This window comes from Neisseria sp. P0013.S005 (genome assembly GCF_051958425.1).
Classification (GTDB): Bacteria; Pseudomonadota; Gammaproteobacteria; order Burkholderiales; family Neisseriaceae; genus Neisseria; species Neisseria subflava.
The window spans coordinates 159,444-184,558 of sequence record NZ_JBQCVL010000003.1 but is presented as its reverse complement, the minus strand read 5'-3'; the positions used below and the strand labels follow the sequence as shown (position 1 = coordinate 184,558).

Annotated in this window: 22 protein-coding genes and 1 other RNA gene; 18 read left to right on the top strand and 5 right to left on the bottom strand. The window is 49.5% G+C overall.

The genetic code is table 11. The annotated features are described in order from the left end of the window. The first annotated feature begins 4 nt into the window (after nt 1-4). The 4 genes from ACTHTA_RS04895 to ACTHTA_RS04880 all read left to right on the top strand — a co-directional run bounded on the left by ACTHTA_RS04895 (nt 5) and on the right by ACTHTA_RS04880 (nt 3,466). A complete protein-coding gene (locus ACTHTA_RS04895; RefSeq protein WP_250600550.1) occupies nt 5-454 on the top strand; it encodes a DUF4124 domain-containing protein in 450 nt (149 codons plus the stop codon). 160 nt (nt 455-614) lie between these two features. After that, nucleotides 615-1,451 carry a sulfate ABC transporter permease subunit CysT gene (cysT, locus tag ACTHTA_RS04890; RefSeq protein ID WP_308887582.1) on the top strand — a complete coding sequence of 279 codons (837 nt, stop codon included), beginning with the start codon at nt 615-617 and terminating at the stop codon, nt 1,449-1,451. 84 nt (nt 1,452-1,535) lie between these two features. After that, entirely contained in the window at nt 1,536-2,396 is an 861-nt protein-coding gene (gene cysW / locus ACTHTA_RS04885; RefSeq protein ID WP_308887583.1) for a sulfate ABC transporter permease subunit CysW, read from the top strand. Next, entirely contained in the window at nt 2,393-3,466 is a 1,074-nt protein-coding gene (locus ACTHTA_RS04880) for a sulfate/molybdate ABC transporter ATP-binding protein (RefSeq protein ID WP_308887584.1), read from the top strand. Before cysW ends, ACTHTA_RS04880 begins: the two co-directional genes overlap by 4 nt. A gap of 54 nt (nt 3,467-3,520) precedes the next feature. Here the strand turns inward: ACTHTA_RS04880 and ung are convergent, their stop codons facing one another. Next, nucleotides 3,521-4,180, bottom strand: a complete 660-nt coding sequence (gene ung, locus ACTHTA_RS04875; RefSeq protein ID WP_308887585.1) for a uracil-DNA glycosylase — start codon at nt 4,178-4,180, stop codon at nt 3,521-3,523. Nucleotides 4,181-4,305: 125 nt separating this feature from the next. On the opposite strand from ung, the gene ACTHTA_RS04870 reads away from it, so the two are divergent. The 6 genes from ACTHTA_RS04870 (at nt 4,306) to ACTHTA_RS04845 (ending at nt 9,412) form a co-directional block, all read left to right on the top strand. Continuing rightward, nucleotides 4,306-4,731, top strand: coding sequence for an NfeD family protein (locus tag ACTHTA_RS04870; RefSeq protein WP_003683491.1), 426 nt, complete (start codon nt 4,306-4,308; stop codon nt 4,729-4,731). 9 nt (nt 4,732-4,740) lie between these two features. After that, entirely contained in the window at nt 4,741-5,703 is a 963-nt protein-coding gene (locus tag ACTHTA_RS04865) for an SPFH domain-containing protein (protein WP_070712929.1), read from the top strand. A 75-nt stretch (nt 5,704-5,778) separates the two neighbouring features. Beyond that, nucleotides 5,779-7,041 carry a multifunctional CCA addition/repair protein gene (locus tag ACTHTA_RS04860; RefSeq protein WP_308887586.1) on the top strand — a complete coding sequence of 421 codons (1,263 nt, stop codon included), beginning with the start codon at nt 5,779-5,781 and terminating at the stop codon, nt 7,039-7,041. After that, on the top strand, nt 7,041-7,652 hold the full coding sequence (locus ACTHTA_RS04855) for a hypothetical protein (RefSeq protein WP_308887587.1): 612 nt from the start codon (nt 7,041-7,043) through the stop codon (nt 7,650-7,652). The genes ACTHTA_RS04860 and ACTHTA_RS04855 overlap by 1 nt, the downstream gene beginning before the upstream one ends. Before the next feature lie 63 nt (nt 7,653-7,715). After that, nucleotides 7,716-8,027, top strand: coding sequence for a hypothetical protein (locus ACTHTA_RS04850; protein ID WP_063075720.1), 312 nt, complete (start codon nt 7,716-7,718; stop codon nt 8,025-8,027). Between the two features lie 167 nt (nt 8,028-8,194). Further along, a complete protein-coding gene (locus tag ACTHTA_RS04845) occupies nt 8,195-9,412 on the top strand; it encodes a uracil-xanthine permease family protein (protein ID WP_003679234.1) in 1,218 nt (405 codons plus the stop codon). A gap of 117 nt (nt 9,413-9,529) precedes the next feature. Here ACTHTA_RS04845 and ffs read toward each other — a convergent pair. Continuing rightward, nucleotides 9,530-9,626, bottom strand: an RNA gene (gene ffs / locus ACTHTA_RS04840) — signal recognition particle sRNA small type. A 260-nt stretch (nt 9,627-9,886) separates the two neighbouring features. Here ffs and ACTHTA_RS04835 point away from each other — a divergent pair. After that, nucleotides 9,887-13,720, top strand: a complete 3,834-nt coding sequence (locus tag ACTHTA_RS04835; RefSeq protein ID WP_308887588.1) for an FAD/FMN-binding oxidoreductase — start codon at nt 9,887-9,889, stop codon at nt 13,718-13,720. A 187-nt stretch (nt 13,721-13,907) separates the two neighbouring features. Here the strand turns inward: ACTHTA_RS04835 and ACTHTA_RS04830 are convergent, their stop codons facing one another. From ACTHTA_RS04830 to ACTHTA_RS04820, 3 genes are read right to left on the bottom strand one after another with little or no spacing between them, the layout of a single operon-like run. Next, complete coding sequence (locus ACTHTA_RS04830; protein WP_049333852.1) at nt 13,908-15,362, bottom strand: LutB/LldF family L-lactate oxidation iron-sulfur protein; 1,455 nt, start codon at nt 15,360-15,362, stop codon at nt 13,908-13,910. Beyond that, nucleotides 15,359-16,060, bottom strand: a complete 702-nt coding sequence (locus ACTHTA_RS04825; RefSeq protein ID WP_440364080.1) for a LutC/YkgG family protein — start codon at nt 16,058-16,060, stop codon at nt 15,359-15,361. Before ACTHTA_RS04825 ends, ACTHTA_RS04830 begins: the two co-directional genes overlap by 4 nt. Beyond that, a complete protein-coding gene (locus ACTHTA_RS04820) occupies nt 16,057-16,836 on the bottom strand; it encodes a (Fe-S)-binding protein (protein ID WP_308887590.1) in 780 nt (259 codons plus the stop codon). The genes ACTHTA_RS04825 and ACTHTA_RS04820 overlap by 4 nt, the downstream gene beginning before the upstream one ends. A 667-nt stretch (nt 16,837-17,503) precedes the next feature. Here ACTHTA_RS04820 and ACTHTA_RS04815 point away from each other — a divergent pair. From ACTHTA_RS04815 to ACTHTA_RS04785, 7 genes are all read left to right on the top strand, one after another. After that, nucleotides 17,504-19,414, top strand: a complete 1,911-nt coding sequence (locus ACTHTA_RS04815; protein ID WP_440364081.1) for an alpha-amylase family protein — start codon at nt 17,504-17,506, stop codon at nt 19,412-19,414. A 153-nt stretch (nt 19,415-19,567) separates the two neighbouring features. After that, nucleotides 19,568-20,392, top strand: coding sequence for an amino acid ABC transporter substrate-binding protein (locus ACTHTA_RS04810; protein ID WP_070748714.1), 825 nt, complete (start codon nt 19,568-19,570; stop codon nt 20,390-20,392). Beyond that, a complete protein-coding gene (locus tag ACTHTA_RS04805; protein WP_308887592.1) occupies nt 20,382-21,098 on the top strand; it encodes an amino acid ABC transporter permease in 717 nt (238 codons plus the stop codon). The genes ACTHTA_RS04810 and ACTHTA_RS04805 overlap by 11 nt, the downstream gene beginning before the upstream one ends. A 9-nt stretch (nt 21,099-21,107) precedes the next feature. Beyond that, complete coding sequence (locus ACTHTA_RS04800; protein WP_308887593.1) at nt 21,108-21,875, top strand: amino acid ABC transporter ATP-binding protein; 768 nt, start codon at nt 21,108-21,110, stop codon at nt 21,873-21,875. Nucleotides 21,876-22,046: 171 nt separating this feature from the next. After that, nucleotides 22,047-23,966, top strand: a complete 1,920-nt coding sequence (locus ACTHTA_RS04795; protein WP_308887594.1) for an ATP-binding cassette domain-containing protein — start codon at nt 22,047-22,049, stop codon at nt 23,964-23,966. Between the two features lie 47 nt (nt 23,967-24,013). Continuing rightward, a complete protein-coding gene (locus ACTHTA_RS04790) occupies nt 24,014-24,367 on the top strand; it encodes a nucleolar protein (protein ID WP_440364082.1) in 354 nt (117 codons plus the stop codon). Nucleotides 24,368-24,403: 36 nt separating this feature from the next. Beyond that, on the top strand, nt 24,404-24,955 hold the full coding sequence (locus ACTHTA_RS04785; RefSeq protein WP_440364083.1) for a hypothetical protein: 552 nt from the start codon (nt 24,404-24,406) through the stop codon (nt 24,953-24,955). The last annotated feature ends 160 nt before the right edge of the window (nt 24,956-25,115 follow it).

Sequence of the window (25,115 nt, the reverse complement as noted above, 5' to 3'; positions counted from 1 at the left end):
AAAAATGAACAAAATCTGGATCAGCACATTACTGCTCACTTTGACAACCGTGGTTGCCGCCGCGCCCATTTTTGAATGTACCGATTCTGCCGGCCGCAAAGTTTATACCCAAGCCGGCGGCAAAAACTGCAAAGCCAGCAATATCGGCAAACCGTCCGTATATACTTCTGCGCCTGTTTCAACAGCGACAACACCGATTTCCCCAAGCAAAACCGAGCAGGCGGAAGAAACTGTCGCCCCGGTCAATCCGGCTGATGTCGGCGCGGCCAAGCGTGCTTTAGATACCGCCAAGAAAAATTTGGAAGAAGGCAAAAAAGTGCGTTATGGCAATGAACGCAACTATGCCCGCTATCTCGATCGGATCAACGGTTTGGAAAAAGCCGTCCGCTCGGCTCAGGAAAACTATGATGCGGCGCAACACCAGCCTGCATCTCAAGATCCTGTTGCCTATTAATCCTTACCACACCAGCAAGGCCGTCTGAAATTTGATGTTCAGACGGCCTTTTCATCTTTTCAATATAACAAAATCGTCTTTATACCAAACAAAGCATTCTTTCCAGTTTTCAGACGGCCTTGTTAAAGTAAGCGTGTATTAAATTCTGACGATTGCCATTATGTTGTTACTCAAAACGCCTTCTGTATTGCCGGGTTTCAAACTCAGCCTGGGTTTGACGGTTTTGTGCCTGTCGCTTTTGGTGGTTTTGCCGTTTGCAATGATGGCGGCCAAAGCGGCGGAAATCGGCTGGAGCGGATTTTGGAACACGATTATCGAACCCAATGTCTTGGCGGCCGTCTGGCTGAGTTTGCGGATGTCGTTTTATGCGATGTTGACCAATACCGTATTCGGCACGTTGGTCGCTTGGGTATTGGTGCGCTATGAATTTCCGGGCAAAGGGTTGGTAAACGCTTTGGTCGATTTGCCGTTTGCGCTGCCGACGGCGGTAACAGGCATTGCGTTGGCAACCCTGTATGCGCCCAATGGTTGGATAGGCCGTTTTTTCGAGCCTTTGGGCATCAAAATCGCCTTTACGCCCATCGGCATTTGGATTGCACTGATTGTCGTCAGCATGCCCTTTATCGTCCGGGCCGTGCAGCCGGTATTGGAAGAGTTGTCGGGCGAATATGAAGAAGCGGCGGCAACTTTGGGCGCAAGCCGTTGGACTACGTTCCGCCGTGTCCTCTTGCCTGAAATCACACCGGCCCTGTTGACCGGCGCAGGCATGATGTTTGCCCGCTCTACTGGCGAATACGGCTCGGTCATTTTTATCGCGGGCAATATTCCGATGGTGTCTGAAATCCTGCCCTTGATTATTACCGGCAAACTGGAGCAATACGATGCTCAGGGTGCATCAGCCGTTGCTCTGTTTATGCTGATGATTTCGTTTGTCATCCTGCTGATTTTAAACATCATGCAATGGACTTTGAGCCGCCGCGCCGGAGCGAAGGTTTAACAAACAACAGGCCGTCTGAAACATCAAGCAAACATTTTTCAGACGGCATAACCGGATACAAGAATAAATAGAGGCTTCACTAACATGAAAACCCATTCTACCAATCCAAACCTGACCGAACCGCGCTGGCTGCGTGTGCTGCTGACCGCCGTCGCGCTGGGGTTCCTGCTGCTGATGCTGGTCGTGCCTTTGGTTGCCGTATTCTACGAGGCCTTAAAAGGCGGTTGGGATTTATACCTGCAATCCTTGACCGATCCCGAAGCTTGGTCTGCCATCAAATTGACGCTGATTACCGCGCTGATTGTCGTTCCCGTCAATGCCGTATTGGGCGTGGCGATGGCGTGGCTGCTGACCCGTTTTGACTTTCGCGGCAAGCAGTTGCTGACCACCCTGCTCGATTTGCCGTTTTCCGTATCGCCCGTGGTGGCCGGTTTAATGTTCGTCTTATTGTTCGGCGCGCACACGGCATTGGGCGGCTGGCTGGAAGCGCAAGGCATACAGATTATCTTCGCCATCCCAGGCATTATTTTGGCAACGCTGTTCGTTACCTTTCCCTTTGTCGCACGCGAAATTATTCCTTTAATGCAGGCGCAGGGCGACAGCGAAGAACAGGCCGCCTTGATACTCGGCGCAAGCGGCTGGCAGATGTTTTGGCGCGTTACCCTACCTAACATCAAATGGGCGCTGCTCTATGGCATCATTCTCACCAACGCCCGCGCAATGGGCGAGTTCGGTGCGGTCAGCGTAGTATCGGGACACATCCGCGGCGAAACCAACACCATCCCGCTTTTGGTCGAAATTTTCTACAACGAATACAACTTCACCGGCGCATTCTCCCTCTCCGGCGTATTGGCACTTTTAGCCTTGGCCACCTTGCTGGTGCAAAACATCATCACAAAATTACAAGATAAAAAACTCGCCGCCGCCGAAAGGAACGCAGCATGAGCATCACCATTCAAAATTTAAACAAACACTTCGGCAGTTTCCACGCGCTGAAAAACATCAACCTCAACGTCCCCACCGGCAAACTCGTTTCCCTGCTCGGCCCTTCCGGCTGCGGCAAAACCACGCTCCTGCGCATTATCGCCGGATTGGAAAACGCCGACGGCGGCCAAATTCTCTTTGACGGCCAAGACGTTACCGCCAAGCATGTGCGCGAGCGCAAAGTCGGCTTCGTGTTCCAACACTACGCCCTTTTCCGCCACATGAACGTGTTTGACAACGTCGCCTTCGGTTTGACCGTATTGCCCAAGTCCGAACGCCCGTCCAAAGAACAAATCCGCGCCAAAGTCGAAGAATTGCTGAAACTCGTGCAGCTATCCCACCTCGCCAAATCCTATCCGCACCAGCTCTCCGGCGGGCAACGCCAACGCATCGCCCTCGCCCGCGCCCTCGCCGTCGAACCCAAACTCCTGCTTTTGGACGAACCCTTCGGCGCGCTGGATGCCAAAGTGCGCAAAGAATTACGCACTTGGTTGCGCGACATCCATCACAACTTGGGCGTAACCAGCATTTTGGTCACACACGACCAAGAAGAAGCCCTCGAAGTTTCTGACGAAATCGTCGTCATGAACCACGGCAAAATCGAACAAACCGGCAGCGCCGAAGCCATTTACCGCAAACCAGAAAACGCCTTCGTTACCGAATTTCTCGGCGAAACCGACGCATTTGAAGGACGTATCGAAAAAGGCATCTGGCACTACAACGGCTTCGCGTGGAAATTGGATGCACACTACAAATGGCAGGAACAAACCGCCACCGGCTACATCCGCCCGCACGAATGGCAACTTGCAGCGGAACACGAAACCCCGATGATTCGTGCCAAAATCGAAAAAATCCACGCCGTCGGCGCATTGACGCATATTTTGGTAAAACACGACAAACAAGACGTGCATATCACGCTGGCAGGCAGCGATGCCGCGCGTTACCAAATCGTCGAAGGCAAAGAATTGAAGCTGATTCCAAAACAGGTTTATGTCTTTTCTCAAAACGAACTGATTGAATATTCGATTTGAGACTAAATCATAAGGCCGTCTGAAAATCTGCTTTCAGACGGCCTTTCATCTTATTTAAACCTGCCAATCAATCGGCTCTAAACCATGTGCCTGCAAATAAGCATTTGCCTGCGAAAAATGTTTGCAGCCGAAAAAGCCACGATAGGCCGACAAGGGGGAAGGATGCGGTGCGGTCAGCACCAAGTGACGTTTGCGGTCGATAAACGCGCCTTTCTTCTGCGCATAGCTGCCCCACAGCATAAAGACCAAATGCTCGCGTTCCTTATCCAATTGTCGGATAACTTCATCGGTAAACGCCTCCCAGCCAAAGGTCGCATGAGAATGCGCCGCACCGGCACGGACAGTCAATACCGTGTTCAACAGCAATACGCCCTGTTCTGCCCAATACTGCAAATAGCCGTGTTGCGGAATCTGAAAGCCCTCAATATCCGTCGCCAGCTCTTTATAAATATTGACCAGTGACGGCGGCACCGCAATTTCAGGCTGGACGGAAAACGCCAAACCATGCGCCTGCCCCACGCCGTGATACGGGTCTTGCCCCAATATCACTACTTTTACATTTCCGAATTCAGTCGTCCGAAAGGCATTGAATACATCGCGCTCAGGCGGATAAACAGTTATCCCCGCCTGCCTTTCATGGCGAACCTTCTCCAAAATCGTTTGAAAATACGCCTTTTCTTTTTCTGCACCAATTGCCTCGTGCCAAGTCTGCATTATTTGCCGCTCCGTATTTGAACGGACTTATTATAACTGAAATAAATTTCAACCTTAGCCTTTTCATTTCAAGCTGTTGCCATTATGATAAGGATTATCAAAAGATTATTAAAAGGATATGCCGCATGACGATATGGTTTGTTGCCGCCGCCGTTGTTCTGATTGTCGAATTATTTATCGGAACGGTTTATCTTTTGGTAGTCAGCGTAGCGCTGGTCGCCGCCGGAATCATGTACGGATTAAGCGGACACTTTTCTGCCGCCGTTTTGACTGCCGCCATCATCAGTGCACTCGGTATCTGGCTGGTACACGGCCGTCTGAAAAATCAGTTGGCTCCCCAAGTGCTTAACGATGATTTGGATATTGGGCAAAACGTCCGCATCCTACGCCATCTGCATGACAATATTTACGAAGTCGCCTACCGCGGCACACATTGGCAGGCACAAGCCGAACGGCCTCAAGATACTTTTCAGACGGCCTCAAGCGCAGTCATTACCGCCAAAAACGGCAATCTTCTGATTATCCGCACACTCTCCCAACCATCATCATAAGGAAACATTATGGAATTTCTGCTCAGTCTCCCCGTCCTCATACTCATCGTCGTTGTTGTTTTTGGTTTCAAATCCTTTATCGTTGTACCGCAACAGGAAGTTTATGTGGTCGAACGATTAGGCCGTTTTCACAAAGCACTGACTGCAGGTCTGAACATCCTTATCCCATTTATCGACCGCGTCGCCTATCGTCATTCGCTGAAAGAAGTTCCTTTGGATGTTCCCAGCCAAGTCTGCATTACCCGCGACAACACTCAGCTGACTGTGGACGGCATCATCTACTTCCAAGTTACCGATCCTAAACTCGCTTCATATGGTTCCAGCAACTACATCATGGCGATTACCCAGCTTGCGCAGACAACTTTGCGCTCTGTCATCGGCCGTATGGAATTGGATAAAACCTTTGAAGAGCGTGACGAAATCAACAGCATTGTTGTTGCTGCTTTGGACGAAGCGGCAGGTGCATGGGGCGTGAAAGTATTGCGTTACGAAATCAAAGACTTGGTTCCGCCGCAAGAAATCCTCCGCTCAATGCAGGCGCAAATTACCGCCGAACGTGAAAAACGCGCGCGTATTGCCGAATCCGAAGGCCGTAAAATCGAGCAGATCAACCTCGCCAGCGGTCAGCGCGAAGCAGAAATCCAACAATCCGAAGGTGAAGCGCAAGCCGCCATCAACGCGTCAAACGGTGAAAAAATCGCTCGTATCAACCGCGCACAAGGTGAAGCCGAAGCCCTGCGCCTGGTTGCCGAAGCCAACGCCGACGCCATCCGCAAAATCGCCGAGGCTGTCCGCTCCGAGGGCGGTTCCGAAGCTGTTAACCTGAAAGTTGCCGAGCAATACGTTGCCGCCTTCAGCAATTTGGCTAAAGAAAGCAACACGCTGATTATGCCTGCCAACGTTGCCGACATCGGCAGCTTGGTGTCCGCCGGTTTGAAAATCATCGACGGCAACAAGCCTAAAGCGTCATAATAGCGTTCTGACTCAGGCCGTCTGAAAACCCAATACGGCTTTTCAGACGGCCTTTTTATATCGTTTGATTTTTATATGAATACACAAACCATCAAAACCTATCTTGTCGGCGGAGCCGTCCGCGACCATCTGTTAGGCCTGCCCGTCAAAGACCGCGATTGGGTAGTCGTCGGTGCAGATGCGCAAACCATGCTGGCTCAAGGCTATCAACCTGTTGGCAAGGATTTTCCCGTCTTTCTCCATCCAGACAGCCACGAAGAATACGCCCTTGCCCGTACCGAGCGCAAAACCGCCAAAGGTTATGCCGGATTTAGCTTTCATACCGATAAAGACGTTACGCTGGAACAAGACCTGATGCGCCGCGACCTGACCATTAATGCCATGGCTCAAGATTCAGACGGCACAATCATCGATCCTTTTGGCGGACAACAAGATTTGGCAACCGGCATCCTGCGCCATGTTTCGCCTGCCTTTGCCGAAGACCCCGTGCGGATTTTGCGTATTGCCCGTTTTGCCGCGCGCTATGGTTTTCAAATTGCCGATGAAACCATGTCGTTGATGCGGAAAATGGTAGAAAACGGCGAAGTAGATGCCTTGGTTGCCGAACGCGTCTGGCAAGAGCTGGCCAAAGGCCTGATGGAGAAAAATCCGCGCCGAATGATTGAAGTTTTGCGCGAATGCGGCGCACTCAAAGTTTTGCTGCCCGAGCTTGATGCCCTTTTCGGCGTACCGCAACGCGCCGACTATCATCCCGAAATCGACACTGGCATTCATACGCTGATGGTTTTACAACGTACTGCCGAGATGAATTTGACTTTAGCCGAACGCTATGCCGCCTTATTGCACGACTTGGGCAAGGCAAAAACACCGGCCGATATCCTGCCGAAACACTACGGACACGACGTCAACGGCGTCGAGCCCGTCCGCGAAGTCAATCAACGCCTGCGTGCGCCCAAACACTGCGCCGAGCTTGCCGAACTTGTCTGTCGCTGGCACATCATGCTCCATCAAGTCGGGCAGTTCAAAAGCAAAACCATTTTGAATGTTTTGAAAAAAACCGACGCATTCCGCCGCCCCGAACGTTTTCAGACGGCCTTAAACGTCTGCGTGGCCGACAAACAAGGCCGTCTGAATCTTGAAGATACCCCCTATCCGCAACGCGAACACTGGCTGGCCTTACTTGAGGCCTCCAACCAAGTAGATGCAGGCAAAATTGCCGCCGAGTGCCGCGCACAAGGCAAAGCCCATTTAATTGCCGAACAAGTCGATCATGCCCGCTTGGCACAAATTACACCGCTGCAAAAAGCGTATCAGGCTGAAAAAATAGGAGGCTATTGATGGCATCTTCGCGTTATAAAATTGAACAAACACCTAGCAAAATTACCTTGTCAGCAAAAATTATACGCAACAGACTCAAACTTCTATTAACTTGCAGAGATCTTGTAATCGTACTATTGATATTGGCAAACATTCCAAATTTAAACTTTGAATCAACATTTAATATCATACTCCTCATATTTTTAGGCCTACTTTCTTGCCAATGTATTTATGACTTACTGTGGCAACTTTTTGGACAAGAACATATCCATGTTCAAAATGGAATACTTTCACACCAATTCGCGCTGTTTGGATTGGGAAAAGGTAAAAAATTTTCACTCGTAGAAATATCGCAATGGCAGCCACATGAGAACTATGCAAATACTAAAAACACTAAAATCACACTGCGTAACTATTTGAGTCAGAGAAGGAATACATCCACCATCTCCAGTCCCTTACGACAACCAAATAGTAAACAAGGTGCATGGTCATTTGTTTATCATGGGAAAACCATATACATCGGAGAATTTTTTTATAGCGACGATTACCAAGCAATTAACTCTAAATTAAACAACCTAATACCGAAAAAAGCCAAAACAGAGACATTTTCCGAACCAGAACACGGACTTTAAAACAGCCGCCACAATATCCGCTATAATCCTCACCTTGACCATCTTATTTCAACAATAAAAATCATGACTATCCAGACCGATTTACTTCACGAAAAAATCAGCAATGAAGATTATCAACGCCTCATTGTCAAACACAGCGAATCTTTCAGCGAAGGCGAAATCCGCCTATTAAACGAAATCCTTGAAAAATTCCGCTTTGATGTCGTACAGGCGCAGGCTTTGGCGCAAGCCGTCATGCAGCAGGTGCGCTTCGATCCAAACGACTACCATATCGACAGCGACGATGAAGACACAACCGGCATCTGTCCGCACTGCATCAATCCGCCCATGCCGCCCCTGCGCGATTATTTGGTTTGGCGCGAAACACGCGGCTGAAAATTTTCCTAATCGATTTTGATAAGTTATTAACCATTCACTATCGAACAAGGCCGTCTGAACAGGTGTCATCGTTACATTTGTTCAGACGGCCTTTTGTAAATAAATGTTCACGACTAGGATAAATCAGTATAATCTGCGCCGTTTAAATTTTCTTCGGAGCTTTTATGAACCAGCTTAAAACGGCTGTAGCCGGTGCGCAAATTTTGTTTGTCGCATTCGGTGCCATGGTGCTTGTGCCGCTTCTGACGGGACTGAACCCGGCTTTGGCATTATTAGGCGCAGGCTTGGGCACCTTGTTGTTCCAATTGGTTACCAAACGTAAAGTGCCGATTTTCCTCGGTTCTTCTTTTGCCTTTATTGCACCGATTATCTACTCCATCGGTGAATGGGGCCTGCCTTCTACCATGTTCGGTCTGTTTGCAGCAGGTTTCATGTACTTTGTCTTTGCCGCATTGATCAGATGGCGCGGTCTGGATGCGGTACACAAGCTGTTGCCGCCCGTGGTTATCGGCCCGGTGATTATGGTAATCGGCTTGTCCGTAGCCGCTGCAGCCAGCAGCATGGCCATGGGTCAGGCAGATGGAAAACAGGTCATCGACTACATTGACTCGCTGATTCTGTCCGGCTTTACCTTTGCGGTAACCGTCATCGTTTCTGTCTTCGGCAGCAAAATGATGAAGCTGATTCCGATTCTTATCGGCGTGGCTTCCGGCTATGTATTGGCTCTAATTATGGGCTTGGTTGATACCAGCGCCATCATCAACGCTCCTTGGTTTGCCGTCCCTCATTTTGAAACGCCTCAAGTCAACTGGCAGGCTGCCTTGTTTATGTTGCCCGTCGCCATTGCCCCGGCCATCGAACACATCGGCGGCATTATGGCCATCGGTAATGTAACCGGCAAAAACTACACCAAAGATCCAGGCTTGGACAAAACCCTCGCAGGCGATGGCTTGGGTGTGTGCGTGGCCGGTTTGATTGGCGGCCCTCCTGTGACCACTTACGGCGAAGTAACAGGCGCGGTGATGATTACCAAAAACAGCAACCCCGTCATCATGACTTGGGCGGCAATTTTTGCGATTTTTATGGCGTTTTTCGGTAAGTTCAACGCGTTTTTGGCTTCGATTCCTATGCCGGTTATGGGCGGTATTATGTTGCTGCTGTTCGGTACAATCGCCTCTTTGGGCATCAAAACATTGATTGATGCGAAAGTCGATTTGATGCAACCGAAAAATCTGGTTATCGTCAGCTCCGTATTGACGACCGGTATCGGCGGCATGATTATCAAAGTAGGTACTTTGAGCTTCGCCGGTGTAGGTTTGTGCGCCGTATTGGCCATTATCCTGAACTGCGTTTTGCCCAATACCAAATCAGAAGAAGCATAAATAGCTGGCTCATAAACTCAAAGGCCGTCTGAAAATGAGATTTCAGACGGCCTTTTTATTACGCTTTATACAATGAAAAATACCGGAGACTTAACCATCTCCGGCATTTTTGAATAAGGTGGCGAGCCGAACCCCCGGCACTGGCTCATCAGAGTGGGCTGCTGGCTTCCGCCCCTGACCCGGTGTTCCGAATTACCATGCGGGGAGACCCGCCATAGAAGAAACGCATTATAGCGGTTTTACAGAAAAACTCAAGCGATAAAATCTGTCAGGCCGTCTGAAAACCATTTACACGACAAGATTGTAAACAATATTACCTAGTTGCAAATCATTCCCATTGAAATGTTTATTGTCTTTTCCGTTGAAAAATATCGAAAATTACACTACATTAACACTTTACGCCATCAAGAAGAAATTGCATTTTTCAGACGGCCTTTAATATAAAAACATTACATCCATCAACGGAACACGACCATGACCACGACTACTGCCCCTCAGCGTATTCGAGAAATTCCCTATAACTATACTTCTTATACCGACCGCGAAATCGTCATCCGACTGTTGGGCGACGAAGCATGGCAAATCCTGCAAGATCTGCGCGGTCAACGCAAAACAGGACGTTCGGCACGAATGCTGTTTGAAGTATTGGGCGATATTTGGGTGGTCGTGCGCAATCCGTATCTGATCGATGATTTGCTGGAACATCCGAAACGCCGCGCCGCGCTGGTGCGTGAAATGCGCCACCGGTTGAACGAAATCCGCAAACGCCGTGACGACAATCAGCAAGTGGATGTCCTAGTTACCGCAGCAGAAAAAGCAGTCGAGCGTTTTGATAGCAGTTTTGATGAAACCATCCAAAAACGCCATCAGATTTTGGAACGCTTAAGCAAAATCACCAAACCGCACAACATCATGTTTGACGGATTGGCGCGCGTAACGCACGTTACCGATGCAACCGACTGGCGCGTGGAGTATCCGTTTGTCGTCGTCAATCCTGATACCGAAGCAGAGATCGCTCCTTTGGTGCGCGCCTTAATCGAGTTGGACTTGGTCATTATCCCACGCGGCGGCGGTACGGGTTATACCGGCGGCGCGGTACCTTTGGATGCAAACAGCGCAGTCATCAATACCGAAAAACTCGATAAGCATCGCGGCGTCGAATATGTTGAGCTGGCAGGCTTGGACGGCAGACATCCGATTATCCATTGCGGCGCAGGCGTGGTAACACGCCGAGTAGAAGAAACCGCGCATCAGGCGGGTTTGGTGTTCGCCGTCGATCCAACTTCCGCCGACGCGTCCTGCGTGGGTGGCAATGTGGCGATGAACGCGGGCGGCAAAAAAGCCGTGCTGTGGGGGACGGCGTTAGACAACCTTGCCTACTGGCAAATGGTCAACCCGCAGGGTGAATGGCTGCGCATCGAGCGCGTGCGCCACAATTTCGGCAAAATCCACGATGAAGAAACCGCCGTATTTGACGTACATACGCTGGATTCAGACGGCATTAATGTTGTTAAAACCGAACGTTTGGAAATCCCCGGCCACAAATTCCGCAAAGTCGGTTTGGGCAAAGACGTTACCGACAAATTCTTGAGCGGCCTGCCCGGCGTGCAAAAAGAAGGTACAGACGGCATCATCACCAGCGTTGCCTTCGTATTGCATAAAATGCCGAAATACACGCGCACCGTGTGTATGGAGTTTTTCGGTACGGTCGCTACCGCCACGCCTTCTATCGTCGAAATCCGCGACTTCCTGCTTGCCAATGAAAGCGTGCGGCTGGCGGGTTTAGAACATTTAGACTGGCGTTACGTCCGCGCTGTCGGCTATGCCACCAAAGCGGCGGGCAAAGGCCGACCTAAAATGGTCTTGCTGGCAGACGTGGTTTCCGACGACGAAGCAGCCGTACAGGCAGCCGCCGAACACATCTGCGAACTCGCCCGCGCTCGCGACGGCGAAGGCTTTATCGCCATATCTCCCGAAGCGCGCAAAACCTTCTGGCTTGACCGCAGCCGCACCGCTGCCATCGCCAAACACACCAACGCCTTTAAAATCAACGAAGACGTGGTGATTCCGCTGGAGCGGCTGGGCGAGTATTCGGACGGTATCGAACGCATCAACATCGAGCTTTCCATCCAAAACAAACTCAAACTCTGTGCAGCCTTAGAGCAATATCTGTCCGGCAAACTCCCCATCGACAAAATGGGAACAGACCTGCCGACCGCCGAACTATTGGGCGAACGCGGTAAACACGCCCTGGCCCACGTTTCCGCTGTCAAAGCGCGTTGGGAATGGTTGCTTGCTAACTTAGACGCGCCGCTTGCCGACTATAAAGCACGCTATGGCTCAGCCGTCCATGCCGCGCCCGAAGCCAAAGACAATGAAAGCTGCTTTATTGCCTTCCGCGATTTCCGCCTGCGCGTGTCTGTCAAAGCGGACGTAATGAAGCCGCTTTCAGAAATCTTCAGCGGCAAAACCGATACCAAAATTATCCAAGGTTTGGGCAAAATCCACGCCAAAACCGTACGCAGCCGCGTCTTCGTCGCCCTGCATATGCACGCCGGCGACGGTAACGTTCATACCAATATTCCGGTTAACTCAGACGATGCCGAAATGCTTCAGACGGCCTACCGTTCTGTGGAACGCATCATGAAAATCGCCCGTTCGCTCGGCGGCGTAATTTCCGGCGAACACGGCATCGGCATCACCAAGCTCGAATTTTTGACCGATGAAGATTTGCAACCGTTTTGGAACTACAAAAACCAAGTCGATCCGAAACACACCTTCAACCGTCACAAACTCATGAAAGGCTCGGACTTACGCAACGCCTACACGCCATCTTTCGAGCTTTTGGGGGCGGAATCGCTGATTATGGAAAAATCAGACCTTGGCACCATCGCCGATTCCGTCAAAGACTGTCTGCGCTGCGGCAAATGTAAACCTGTTTGCTCTACTCACGTTCCGCGCGCCAATCTGCTGTACAGCCCGCGCAACAAAATCCTCGGCGTGGGGCTGTTGACCGAAGCCTTCTTATACGAAGAGCAAACCCGCCGCGGCGTTTCCATCAAACACTTCGAAGAACTCATGGACATCGGCGACCACTGCACCGTGTGCCACCGTTGCGTCAAACCTTGCCCCGTCAATATCGACTTCGGCGACGTAACCGTAGCCATCCGCAACTACCTTGCCGATTCCGGCCACAAACGCTTTGCCCCCGCCGCATCGATGGGCATGGCGTTTTTGAACGCCACCGGCCCTAAAACCATCAAAGTCCTGCGCGCCGCTATGATACAGACCGGCTTCCCTGCGCAAAACTTTGCCTACAAAATCGGCAAGCTTCTTCCGATTGGCACTAAAAAACAAAAAGCCGAACCGAAAGCCACCGTCGGCACCGCCTCAATCAAAGAACAGGTTATCCACTTCATCAACCGTCCTTTGCCGAAAAGCGTACCTGCTAAAACTCCGCGCTCCATGCTGGGTATAGAAGACGACAAGAGTATTCCTATCATCCGCAATCCGGCTTCTCCTGAAGATGCCGAGGCCGTATTCTACTTTCCAGGTTGCGGTTCCGAACGTCTGTTCAGCCAAATCGGGCTTGCCGTTCAAGCCATGCTCTGGCATGTCGGTGTACAAACCGTCCTGCCGCCGGGCTATATGTGTTGCGGCTATCCGCAAGACGCAGGCGGCAATAAGGCTAAAGCCGAAGAAATGAGTACCAACAACCGCGTGGCTTTCCACCGTATGGCAAATACCCTCAACTACCTCGACATTAAAACCGTCGTCGTCAGTTGCGGTACCTGCTACGACCAACTGGAAAAATACCGTTTTGAGGAAATCTTCCCAGGCTGCCGTATCATCGACATCCACGAATATCTGCTTGAAAAAGGTGTACAGTTAAACGGAGTACAAGGTCAGCAATACCTCTACCACGACCCTTGCCATACCCCGATCAAAACCATGAATGCCACCCAAATGGCCAGCAGCCTGATGGGACAGAAAGTCGTCTTAAGCGACCGCTGCTGCGGCGAGTCCGGTATGTTTGCCGTCAAACGGCCAGACATTGCCACTCAGGTCAAGTTCCGCAAACAAGAGGAAATTGAGAAAAACCTCAAAGAGCTGCCGCAGGGCGAACCCGTCAAAATGCTTACCTCCTGCCCAGCCTGCCTGCAAGGCTTGAGCCGCTACGCTGATGACAACAATATGCCCGCAGACTACATCGTCATCGAAATGGCGAAACACATCCTCGGCGAAAACTGGCTGGATGAGTTTGTGAAAAAAGCCAATAACGGTGGTGTAGAAAAAGTATTGCTCTAAGGACTTAGACAAAAACTTGTGGCTGTAATAAAGGCCGTCTGAAAATCTTTCAGACGGCCTTTTTATTCAAAAGAACCAAAATACAATAATCAAATCAAATGCCTTTACAAATAGCGATGCTACACCAGCAGTATTCAATAAAAAATAAAACCTGAGGCTTTTATCCCCCAGGTTTTATTTTCAAGTCTTATGCTTTTTCTTGCTGACGTTTTCTTTCTGCCATCATCTCATGCAATGTTTGCTTGGCAGGTTTCATCGGAACATGGTTATTGGTCCAGCTTAACTGCTTGCTTGGCGTCAATGCACGGAATTTGGTAGCAGCCCAGCCGAATGCTCGATAAGCTTTACTGCCGCTGAAAATACCGTTAAACGTACGCCATGCCATTTGTTCGCCGAAAGTATGCGATGCACCTTGACCACGGATAGGATGTGGAACGGTTTCTGTTGGCGAACGTTGTGCTTCAACACGCAGACGTTGCATTTGTTCGGTAATCGGAATGCGTACCGGACAAACTTCAACACAGGCACCGCACATGGTACACGCAGTCGGCAGATCGCGTGTCGCATCCAAGCCCAACAAGTGCGGAGAGATAATCTCGCCAATCGGGCCGGGATAAGTCGTACCGTAAGCCGCACCGCCGATACGTGTATAAACCGGACAGTGGTTCATACACGCACCGCAACGGATACATTGCAAGGTGCGGCGCATTTGATCTTCTGCATACGCTTGGCTACGGCCGTTATCAAGCAGTACCAAGTGCATTTCTTGAGGACCGTCCAACTCTTCGCTACGGCGAGGACCGGTAATCATATTGAAATAAGTGGTAATGTTCTGACCGATGGCGGAGCGTGGCAGCAGACTGTACAAAGGTGGAACATCCGACAGCTTCGCAACCACTTTTTCAATACCGGTAATGGCAATATGCACAGGCGGTACAGTGGTACTCAAGCGGCCGTTGCCTTCGTTTTCGACCAGACACAAAGTGCCCGTTTCAGCAACGGCAAAGTTCACACCGCTCAAACCGACATCGGCAGTACTATAAATATCGCGCAATGCTTTACGAGCAAATCCGGTCAACTGGTCTACATCGTCTGTTAATGGAGTACCGAGGTTTTGATGGAAAAGCTCACTCACCTGCTCTTTGGTCTTGTGAATGGCAGGCATCACGATATGAGTTGGTTTCTCGCCGGCCATTTGAACGATAAACTCGCCCAAGTCGCTCTCAACCGCTTTAATGCCTTGATCTTGCAGATAATGGTTCAGCTCAATCTCTTCGCTGACCATAGATTTACCTTTCACCATCAGCTTACCGTTTTTATCGGTAATGATGTTGTGAATGATTTGGCAGGCTTCGGCAGGGGTTTCCGCCCAGTGGACTTTAACGCCTAACTTGGTCAGGTTTTCTTCCAGCTGTTCCAACAATGCAGGCAATTTGGACAACGAACGTTGACGGACATGCTCACACAAGTCACGCAGGCTTTGCAGCTCTTCTTCATCTGTCAAAACGGCTTTGCGCTTGGTCATCAGCATATCCATCGCTGTACGCAAGCTTTTACGCAGAGGCTTGTCTTGCAAAGAAATCGCAGCGTTTTGCTTGAACGTTTCCGGCTTCATATGGAATTTAATGGTTTGGGAACTCATGCTTTTTCCTCCAAATCGGCAGGGGAAATATGATCAGGCAGAACGGCCAAAACCACCAAATCGCGCGGGCCGTGTGCACCATAGGCCAAAGTTAATTGAATATCGGCAGTCTTAGATGGGCCGGAAATCAAAATAACGTTGGTAGGCATGCCTTTTTCTACCAGTTTTTCGCCTTCAACAGCATTATGGAATTCGTTGTACATTTTGCTGGTGTCAAACAGGCAGAAATGCACAGGCGGAACCAAACTCAGGCTGCGCGGCTCGACAGGACTGGACTCCAGCATAATCGTACCGGTACGGGCAATACCGCATTTAGAGCCGCTAAAACCCGCCTCAATATCTGTAAAGAATTCGTTTTTCCAATCGTCGATTTTTCGCTCAAAACCACGCGGTTCAATATTGGTATCGGCCAAAGCTGCACGAGCCAGCTGACCATGTTCTGTTTCCAATGGGAGCAGAATGTTTTTCAAGCCTTTGTCTTCGGCTGCTTGACGAAATACTTGCGGCCAGTTGGATTTGGTAACCCAATAGATTTCAGTTTTGACGGCACGCATGGCAGCCGCCCAATGTTTCAAGCGTTCGACATCGTTTGCCCAAGAAACACCCATTTCACGGTAATAATCAAAAACCGGCGGTTCTTCCATCGGCAAGGCATCGGCTTTTTTCAATTTCGCTAAAATATTTTCGCGCGCGCTCATGCTTTACCTCCGGTACGTTCCAACAGGAAAGATGCAATATGTTTCGGACGTGGCATATTGGGTTCATCTTTGGCAATTTTGCCACCGATATTCATCATGCAGCCGCAATCCGCGCTGATGATTTCAGTTGCACCTGTTTCTTTTAAGGCTGCGACTTTGTCGGTTACCATCGCGCCGGAAATATCAGCTTGTTTCACAGAGAATGTACCGCCAAAACCGCAGCACTCGCTTTCATGGTCGTGAACGATACGTTCAACATTTTCCATGCCGTCAATCAGCTGCCAGCCTGACAAATGGACATTCATCTCACGACGTGCCGCGCAGGAAGTATGAACGGCCACTTTAACCGGCTCGCCTTTATCTTCAGGTTTGTAACCAATCGCCAGCAGGAAGTGGGTAAATTCAATGATACGGTTGGCACAATCAATCGCTTTTTGCTCGTACTCGGTGCCTTTGAACAAAATCGGCCAGTGGTGTTTCATCATGCCGCCGCAAGAACCGGAAGGCACGACAATCGGCCAATTTTCAGGGAATAAATCCAGTTGCGCTTTGGCAACATCAAAAGCTTCTTTAGGATGACCTGACGAATAGGCAGGTTGGCCGCAGCAGCTTTGCTCCATAGGATAATGGATATGGATGCCCTGTTGTTCGATTAAAGTGATGGCATCCATGCCTGCTTCGGGCATGAAAAGGTCGAGAACGCAAGTACCGAAGAAATAAGCATCGGTTGGCTTGCTGTCGAATACGGTGATTTGTGGTGGTTTGATTGCGCTCATTTTTTTGGAACGGGATAACCCATTTTCTTGTGTAAAAATAAGATGGATACTTTAAGTAATTGCTTGTAATGGGTCAAGTCTAATTTTAAAAAATAATATTAAAAAAGCATGACAAACCAGGCAGACACCTCTCCCTTATTGATTTGATAATCTACATAATAACCACTATCAATAAGAAATTTTATGGGTTCATTTTTAAATAAATGAAATTCAACCATTCACTCTCTCTTCAAAACACAATAACTGCCTCTTTATAGAATCTTGATTTACATCAGAAGTCATGAACTTAATCTCTATGACACGTTTTGAAACAAAATAAGCAACCCGTTATGCTGCACATATGTTTCAGACGGCCATACTTAGCATAAAAAGATGTCTAATATAATAAAAATAAAAGTTTTTCTCACAAGACTCAGGCCGTCTGAAAAATAGTTCGTCAAAAGGCTACTTTCCATCTGCTCAATCCTACTTTTAATCAAAATCAAACACTTGAAAAATCATCATCCCTAACCTTGAAAACCTTATGCACACTCAAGCACTTCCAGTATTATTGTGACAGTTTCTTGACGCAAAATTACAGTCTTAGCCGCCCACAATCGGCATGGATTTGCAAAAGAATTGAAACCAAGCTTCAAAACAATTTCACCTTAACTTCGGAGTAGGCATTATGTTGACCCAGACTCAACAGGTTGATTTGACCTTGCATCACCTTAAAGAACGCACCCTATCGATTTATACCCCCGAACAGCGTGCAAGCATCGAGACATCTGAAGACTGGAAACAGTTTGACAGACGACTTGAAGAACACTTCCCAAAACTGATGCACGAGCTGGACAATGTTTACAACAACAACGAAGCCATCCTCCCCATGCTGGAGCAACTGATTGCCCAAGCATGGCAAAGCTATTCACAACGCAACTCATCCTTAAAAGATATTGATATTGCGCGCGAAAACGATCCTGACTGGATTTTGTCCAACAAACAGGTTGGCGGCGTGTACTACGTCGATTTGTTTGCCGGCGATCTGCAAGGCTTGAAAGCCAAAATCCCTTATTTCCAAGAGTTGGGCCTGACCTATCTGCACTTGATGCCCCTGTTTAAATGTCCTGAAGGCAAAAGCGACGGCGGCTATGCAGTCAGCAGCTACCGTGATGTCAATCCGGCACTGGGTACGATAGACGACTTGCGCAATGTCATTGCCGCCTTGCACGAAGCAGGTATTTCCGCCGTCGTCGATTTCATCTTCAACCATACTTCTAACGAACACGAATGGGCAAAAGGCTGCGCCGCCGGTGATCCGCTCTACGATAACTTCTACTACATCTTCCCCGACCGCTGGATGCCCGACCAATACGACCGCACCCTGCGCGAAATCTTCCCCGACCAGCATCTGGGCGGCTTCTCCCAATTGGAAGACGGACGCTGGGTATGGACGACGTTCAATTCCTTCCAATGGGATTTGAATTACAGCAATCCATGGGTATTCCGCGCCATGGCGGGCGAAATGATGTTCCTCGCCAATTTGGGCGTCGATATCCTACGTATGGACGCCGTCGCCTTCATTTGGAAACAAATGGGTACGGATTGCGAAAACCTGCCGCAAGCCCACGCCTTAATCCGCGCGTTCAACGCCGTCATGCGCATCGCCGCACCTGCCGTGTTCTTCAAATCCGAAGCCATCGTCCACCCCGACCAAGTCGTCCAATACATCGGACAAGACGAATGCCAAATCGGCTACAACCCGCTGCAAATGGCATTGCTGTGGAACACCCTCGCCACCCGCGAAGTCAACCTGCTCCATCAAGCACTGACCTACCGCCACAACCTGCCCGACCATACTGCATGGGTCAACTATGTCCGCAGTCATGACGACATCGGCTGGACGTTCGCCGACGAAGACGCATCGCAATTCGGCATCCACGGCTACGACCACCAACAATTCCTCAACCGCTTCTTCGTCAACCATTTCGACGGCAGCTTCGCGCGCGGTGTACCGTTCCAATACAACCCCAACACAGGCGACTACCGTGTTAGCGGCACAGCCGCAGCATTGGTCGGCTTGGCTCAAAACGATCCATATGCCGTTGACCGCATCAAACTTTTATACAGCATTGCTTTGAGTACCGGCGGCCTGCCGCTGATTTACCTAGGCGACGAAGTGGGTACGCTCAATGACGACGACTGGTCGCAAGACAGCAATAAGAGCGACGACAGCCGCTGGGCACACCGTCCTCGTTACAATGAGGAGTTGTACAAGCAACGTCATGACAGCTCGACCACTGCCGGTCAAATCTTCCAAGGTTTGCGCCATATGATTTCCATCCGCCAAAGCAATCCGCACTTTAATGGCGGCAGGTTGGTCACCTTTAACACCAACAACAAACACATCATCGGCTATATGCGCAACAACGCGCTTTTGGCATTCGGCAACTTCAGCGAACATGCGCAAACCATCAGTGCGCACACCCTACAGGCCATGCCGTTTAAAGCGCACGATTTGATCAGCGGTCAAACCGTTTCTCTGAATCAGGACTTGGTACTGCAACCCTATCAAGTCATGTGGCTTGAAATTGCATAAGCTGAATTTTTTATGCATCATTCAAGGCCGTCTGAACAAATCAGCGTTCAGACGGCCTTTTAAGGCATAAGATGTATTTTGTATTTTTGGCAGTTTCGCTTAGAATGCACGCTTTAATACCAAATGACACACTTAAGTCAGGAGTAAAAATCCATGTTGAAAAAATTCGTACTCGGCACCATCGCTGCAGTAGTTTTGGCTGCTTGCGGCGGAGAAGGCAGCAACTCAGCTTCTTCTGCTCCAGCGCAATCCGGTGCGGCCTCCGGTTCACTGATTGAGCGTATCAACAACAAAGGTACCATCACTGTCGGTACGGAAGGTACTTACGCACCCTTCACCTACCACGACAAAGACGGCAAATTGACCGGCTACGATGTCGAAGTAACCCGCGCAGTTGCCGACAAACTGGGCATCAAAGTTGAATTTAAAGAAACACAATGGGACTCCATGATGGCAGGTTTGAAAGCCGGCCGTTTTGACGTGGTTGCCAACCAAGTCGGCCTGACCAGCCCTGAGCGTCAAGCGACTTTTGACAAATCCGAGCCTTACAGCTGGAGCGGTGCCGTATTGGTTGCCCGTAAAGACAGCAACATCAAATCCATCGACGACATCAAAGGCGTAAAAACCGCACAATCCCTGACCAGCAACTATGGCGAAAAAGCCAAAGCTGCGGGCGCAGAACTCGTACCGGTGGACGGTTTGGCACAATCGCTGACCCTGATTGAACAAAAACGCGCGGATGCGACTTTAAACGATGAATTGGCAGTTTTAGACTATATGAAGAAAAACCCGAATGCGGGCGTAAAAATCGTTTGGTCTGCGCCTGCCGATGAAAAAGTCGGTTCCGGCTTGATTGTCAATAAAGGCAATGACGAAGTCTTGGCGAAATTCAGCACGGCAATCAACGAACTGAAAGCCGACGGCACGCTGAAAAAACTGGGCGAACAATTCTTCGGAAAAGACATCAGTGTTAAATAATTTCCTTGCCTCTCTGCCGTTTATGACGGAAACACGCGCTGATATGCTCATCAGCGCGTTTTGGCCTATGGTCAAAGCCGGCTTCGCAGTATCTTTGCCTTTGGCGATCGCTTCTTTCGTTATCAGCATGATTATTGCCGTGGCCGTTGCTTTGGTGCGAATCATGCCCTCCGACAGCATTTTCCAAAAATGCTTGCTGAAGCTGGTTGAATTTTATATTTCCGTCATTCGCGGTACGCCGCTATTGGTGCAGTTGGTCATCGTATTCTACGGTTTGCCTTCCGTCGGCATCTATATCGATCCGATTCCTGCCGCCATCATCGGCTTTTCGCTCAATGTCGGCGCATACGCTTCCGAAACCATACGCGCGGCAATTTTGTCCGTACCTAAAGGACAATGGGAAGCAGGTTTCTCCATCGGTATGACCTATATGCAGACTTTCCGCCGCATTGTCGCACCGCAGGCATTCCGCGTTGCCGTGCCGCCTTTGAGCAATGAATTTATCGGTTTGTTCAAAAACACCTCGCTTGCCGCCGTGGTAACGGTAACCGAGCTTTTCCGTGTCGCCCAAGAGACAGCAAACCGTACTTATGACTTTTTGCCGGTTTATATCGAAGCTGCATTGGTTTATTGGTGTTTCTGCAAAGTACTGTTTCTGATTCAGGCGCGTTTGGAAAAACGTTTCGACCGCTATGTCGCCAAATAAGGAGTTGTCATGATTAAAATCCGCAATATCCATAAGACCTTTGGCGAAAATACCATTTTGCGCGGCATCGATTTGGATGTCGGCAAAGGACAAGTGATTGTTATCTTAGGTCCTTCCGGCTCAGGCAAAACCACGTTTTTACGCTGTTTAAACGCTTTAGAAATGCCTGAACAAGGTCAGATCGAGTTTAACAATGCGCAGCCGTTAAGCATCGATTTTTCCAAAAAACCAAGCAAACACGATATTTTGGCACTGCGCCGCAAATCCGGCATGGTGTTCCAACAATACAACCTCTTTCCACACAAAACTGCGTTGGAAAACGTCATGGAAGGGCCGGTTGCCGTACAAGGCAAGCCTGTCGCCAAAGCGCGTGAAGAGGCTGTCAAATTGCTTGAAAAAGTTGGTTTGGGCGATAAGATTGACCTCTACCCCTACCAACTATCCGGCGGTCAACAGCAGCGTGTCGGCATTGCCCGCGCATTGGCAATTCAGCCTGAATTAATGCTGTTTGATGAACCGACTTCCGCACTCGACCCTGAATTGGTGCAAGATGTTTTGGATACCATGAAGGAATTGGCGCAAGAAGGCTGGACCATGGTTGTCGTTACGCATGAAATCAAATTTGCCTTAGAAGTGGCAACCACCGTTGTCGTGATGGACGGCGGCGTTATTGTCGAACAAGGCAGCCCGCAAGATTTGTTCAATCATCCCAAACATGAGCGGACACAAAAATTCCTGCGCCAAATCCGTGCGGACAATGCCGATCTTCAAATTTAATTGAAACAACAGACAATTTGAAAGCATTTCCGACCGTCATTTCATAAAGGCCGTCTGAATAAGTGAAATAGAAATCGTTGATTTCGTTTTCATACTTGTTCAGACGGCCTTTTATATGTCTTTTCAGGTAAAATAACGCCTTTCGTTTTACTCATCCCTTTGCCTGCCATCATGATAGAAATTAAAAAACTCACCCTGCAACGCGGTTTGAAAGTCCTGCTCGATAAAGCCGATGCCGTAATCAACCCCGGCCAACGCGTTGGTTTAATCGGTAAAAACGGTACGGGAAAATCCAGCCTGTTTGCGCTGATAAAAGGTGAAATCACACAAGATGGCGGCGAAATCCTTATTCCCAAAACATGGCGTCTGGCTTCCGTCTCTCAAGAAACGCCTGATTTAGATATTTCCGCTTTAGACTACGTTTTGCAAGGCGATGCCGAATTACAGGCTTTTCAGACGGCCTTAGCCCAAGCAGAAGCGCAAAACGACGGCATGAAGCAAGCCGAATATCACGCCAAACTTGAAGAAATCGATGCCTACACTGCTCCGGCACGCGCCGCCAAACTGCTTAACGGCTTAGGTTTTGCACAAGAAGAACATACCCGTCCCGTCAAATCCTTCTCCGGCGGCTGGCGCATGCGCCTCAACCTTGCCCAAGCGCTGATTTGTCGTGCCGATTTGCTGCTCTTGGACGAACCAACCAACCATTTGGATTTGGAAACCGTACTGTGGCTGGAAAACCATCTCGCTTCCCTACCCTGTACGCAAATCATCATCTCCCATGACCGCGACTTCTTGAATGCCACCACAACGCAAACCATCGAACTGTCGCAACAAAAACTGACCCAATACGGCGGCAATTACGATTTCTACCAAGCCGAACGCGCCCAACGTCTGGCGCAACAACAAGCCGCTTACGTCAAACAACAGGCACAAATCAAACATCTGCAATCCTTTATCGACCGTTTCAAAGCCAAAGCCACAAAGGCCGTACAAGCTCAAAGTCGCATGAAGGCATTAGCCAAGCTCGAGCGCATAGCCCCGGCGCATTTGGATAGCGAGTTTTCCTTTGAGTTTGCCAATCCGACCCACCTGCCCAATCCGTTATTAAAACTCGACCATGCCGACTTGGGTTATGGTGATCATACCGTTTTGCACGATATCACCTTGTCTCTGGAAAGCGGTGCACGTTACGGCCTGTTGGGCGTTAACGGCAGCGGTAAATCCACATTTATCAAAGCATTGGCAGGAAAAATCAATTTACTTTCCGGCAGCATCGTCCGCTCCGAAAAGCTCAATATCGGCTATTTTGCCCAACACCAACTAGATACCTTACGCGCCGACCAAAGCCCGGTTTGGCATATCCAACAGCTTTCACCCGAAGTCCGCGAACAGGAAATCCGCAACTTTTTAGGCGGTTTCAACTTTGTTGGCGATATGGCGGTTCAAAAGACCGAGCCGTTCTCCGGCGGCGAAAAAGCGCGGCTTGCCCTTGCCATGATTATCTGGCAAAAACCTAATCTGCTCCTGCTTGACGAACCGACCAACCACCTAGACTTGGATATGCGCCACGCCCTGACACTTGCCCTGCAAAGCTTCCAAGGTGCATTAATCGTCGTTTCGCACGACCGCAGCCTGCTTGAAGCAACTACCGACAGCTTCCTATTGATTGACAAAGGCCGTCTGAACAACTTCGACGGCGATTTGAACGACTACCGTCAATGGCGATTGGCACAAGAAAACGCTGCAGCAGCCCCCGCCGCATCTGCCCAAAGCCAAAGCCGCAAGGACACCAAGCGCATAGAAGCACAAATCCGTCAGGAAAAAGCCAAACGCAGCAAACCGATTCAGCAGAAGATCGACAAAGCCGAAAAAGAAATCGCACGATTAACTGATATTCAGACAGCCTGTGAAGCATTTTTGGCACAAGAATCTGCTTATTCAGAAGAAAATAAACCCAAATTGCAAGAGACACTCGCACAATTAACAGAAACTAAAGTAAAATTAACGCAACTGGAAGAAAACTGGCTGCAATGGCAGGAAGAGCTTGAGCAAATCCAAGTTGATGTCGAAGCCGAGTTTTCCCAATAAAAATAGAGCCATCAGGCCGTCTGAAATAAAACACAATACGGAAAAACATGACTTCAACCATCAAACAAGCCGGATACTTCCTCGTATCCTCTTTCGTCTTGGGCATTTCTCTTCACGCAGCCGCCGCAGTTTATTCCTGCGGCAACGGCAGCTATACCTCCGAACCCAAATCCTCCTGCGCACAGGCTCAATTGCCTAAAATCAGCGGTCATCAAGGCAGCGGTTACCACCTCAACATCCGCAGCCTCAATGCCTCTGATGAACGCGTCAATGCAAAACCCAAGAAAAAGAAGCGTACGGAAAAATCCGATAAACAAGAGAAAAAAGCCGATAAACCGAGCAAAAACAAAAACAGTGCAAAAGCTAAAAAACAGCAGCCCATGCCGTCTGAACAAGAATAAAATGCTCAACTGCAACGAATTAGCCCTACCTGAATCATGAAAAAATATCTGCTTACCCTATCCCTGCTGCCGCTTGCTGTTTTCAACAGCCAAGCCCACGCCGCAAAAATCTACGCCTGTGAAGTCAACGGCTCGATTGTCTATACCTCGCGTCCAAGCGGCAACTGCCAAGCCGTCAACGATTTGCCGATTGTCGGCAAATACAGTAGCAGCCGATACGACGCCCCGGTCAGCGATGCGCCTACACTCAACGCGCCAACATCACAAACGGCTCCGGCAAAAAGCAAAAACACAGCGGCAAAATCCAACCACAAAGCAACGCCCAAACCTGCCCCTATCCGCACTGCTTCTGAAACGGCTCCTCCTCCGGTTCCAAAATCCTCCGGTGTCAACAGCCGCCGCTCTATTCTGGAAACCGAGTTATCCAATGAACGCGCGGCTTTGGCCGATGCCAAAAAGCAACTGAGCCAAGCGCGGACAGCCAAAGGCGGCAGCGTCAATCAACAGGCCATCAGTACGCTGCAAGGCGCTGTTTTGGATAGGGAGAAAAACATTCAAGCCCTCCAGCGCGAACTGGGCAGGATGTAAGTCCAAATCAATCAAAACATCAGGCCGTCTGAATAGGTGGAAACGAAATCCAAAATTTTCGTTATGCCAAACAGACGGCCTGAATCCTATAATGATTACGCCCGTTTCAATTTCTTGTGCCCAGTAAATACGGTATAATTTGCCCTTTACGCACATTACC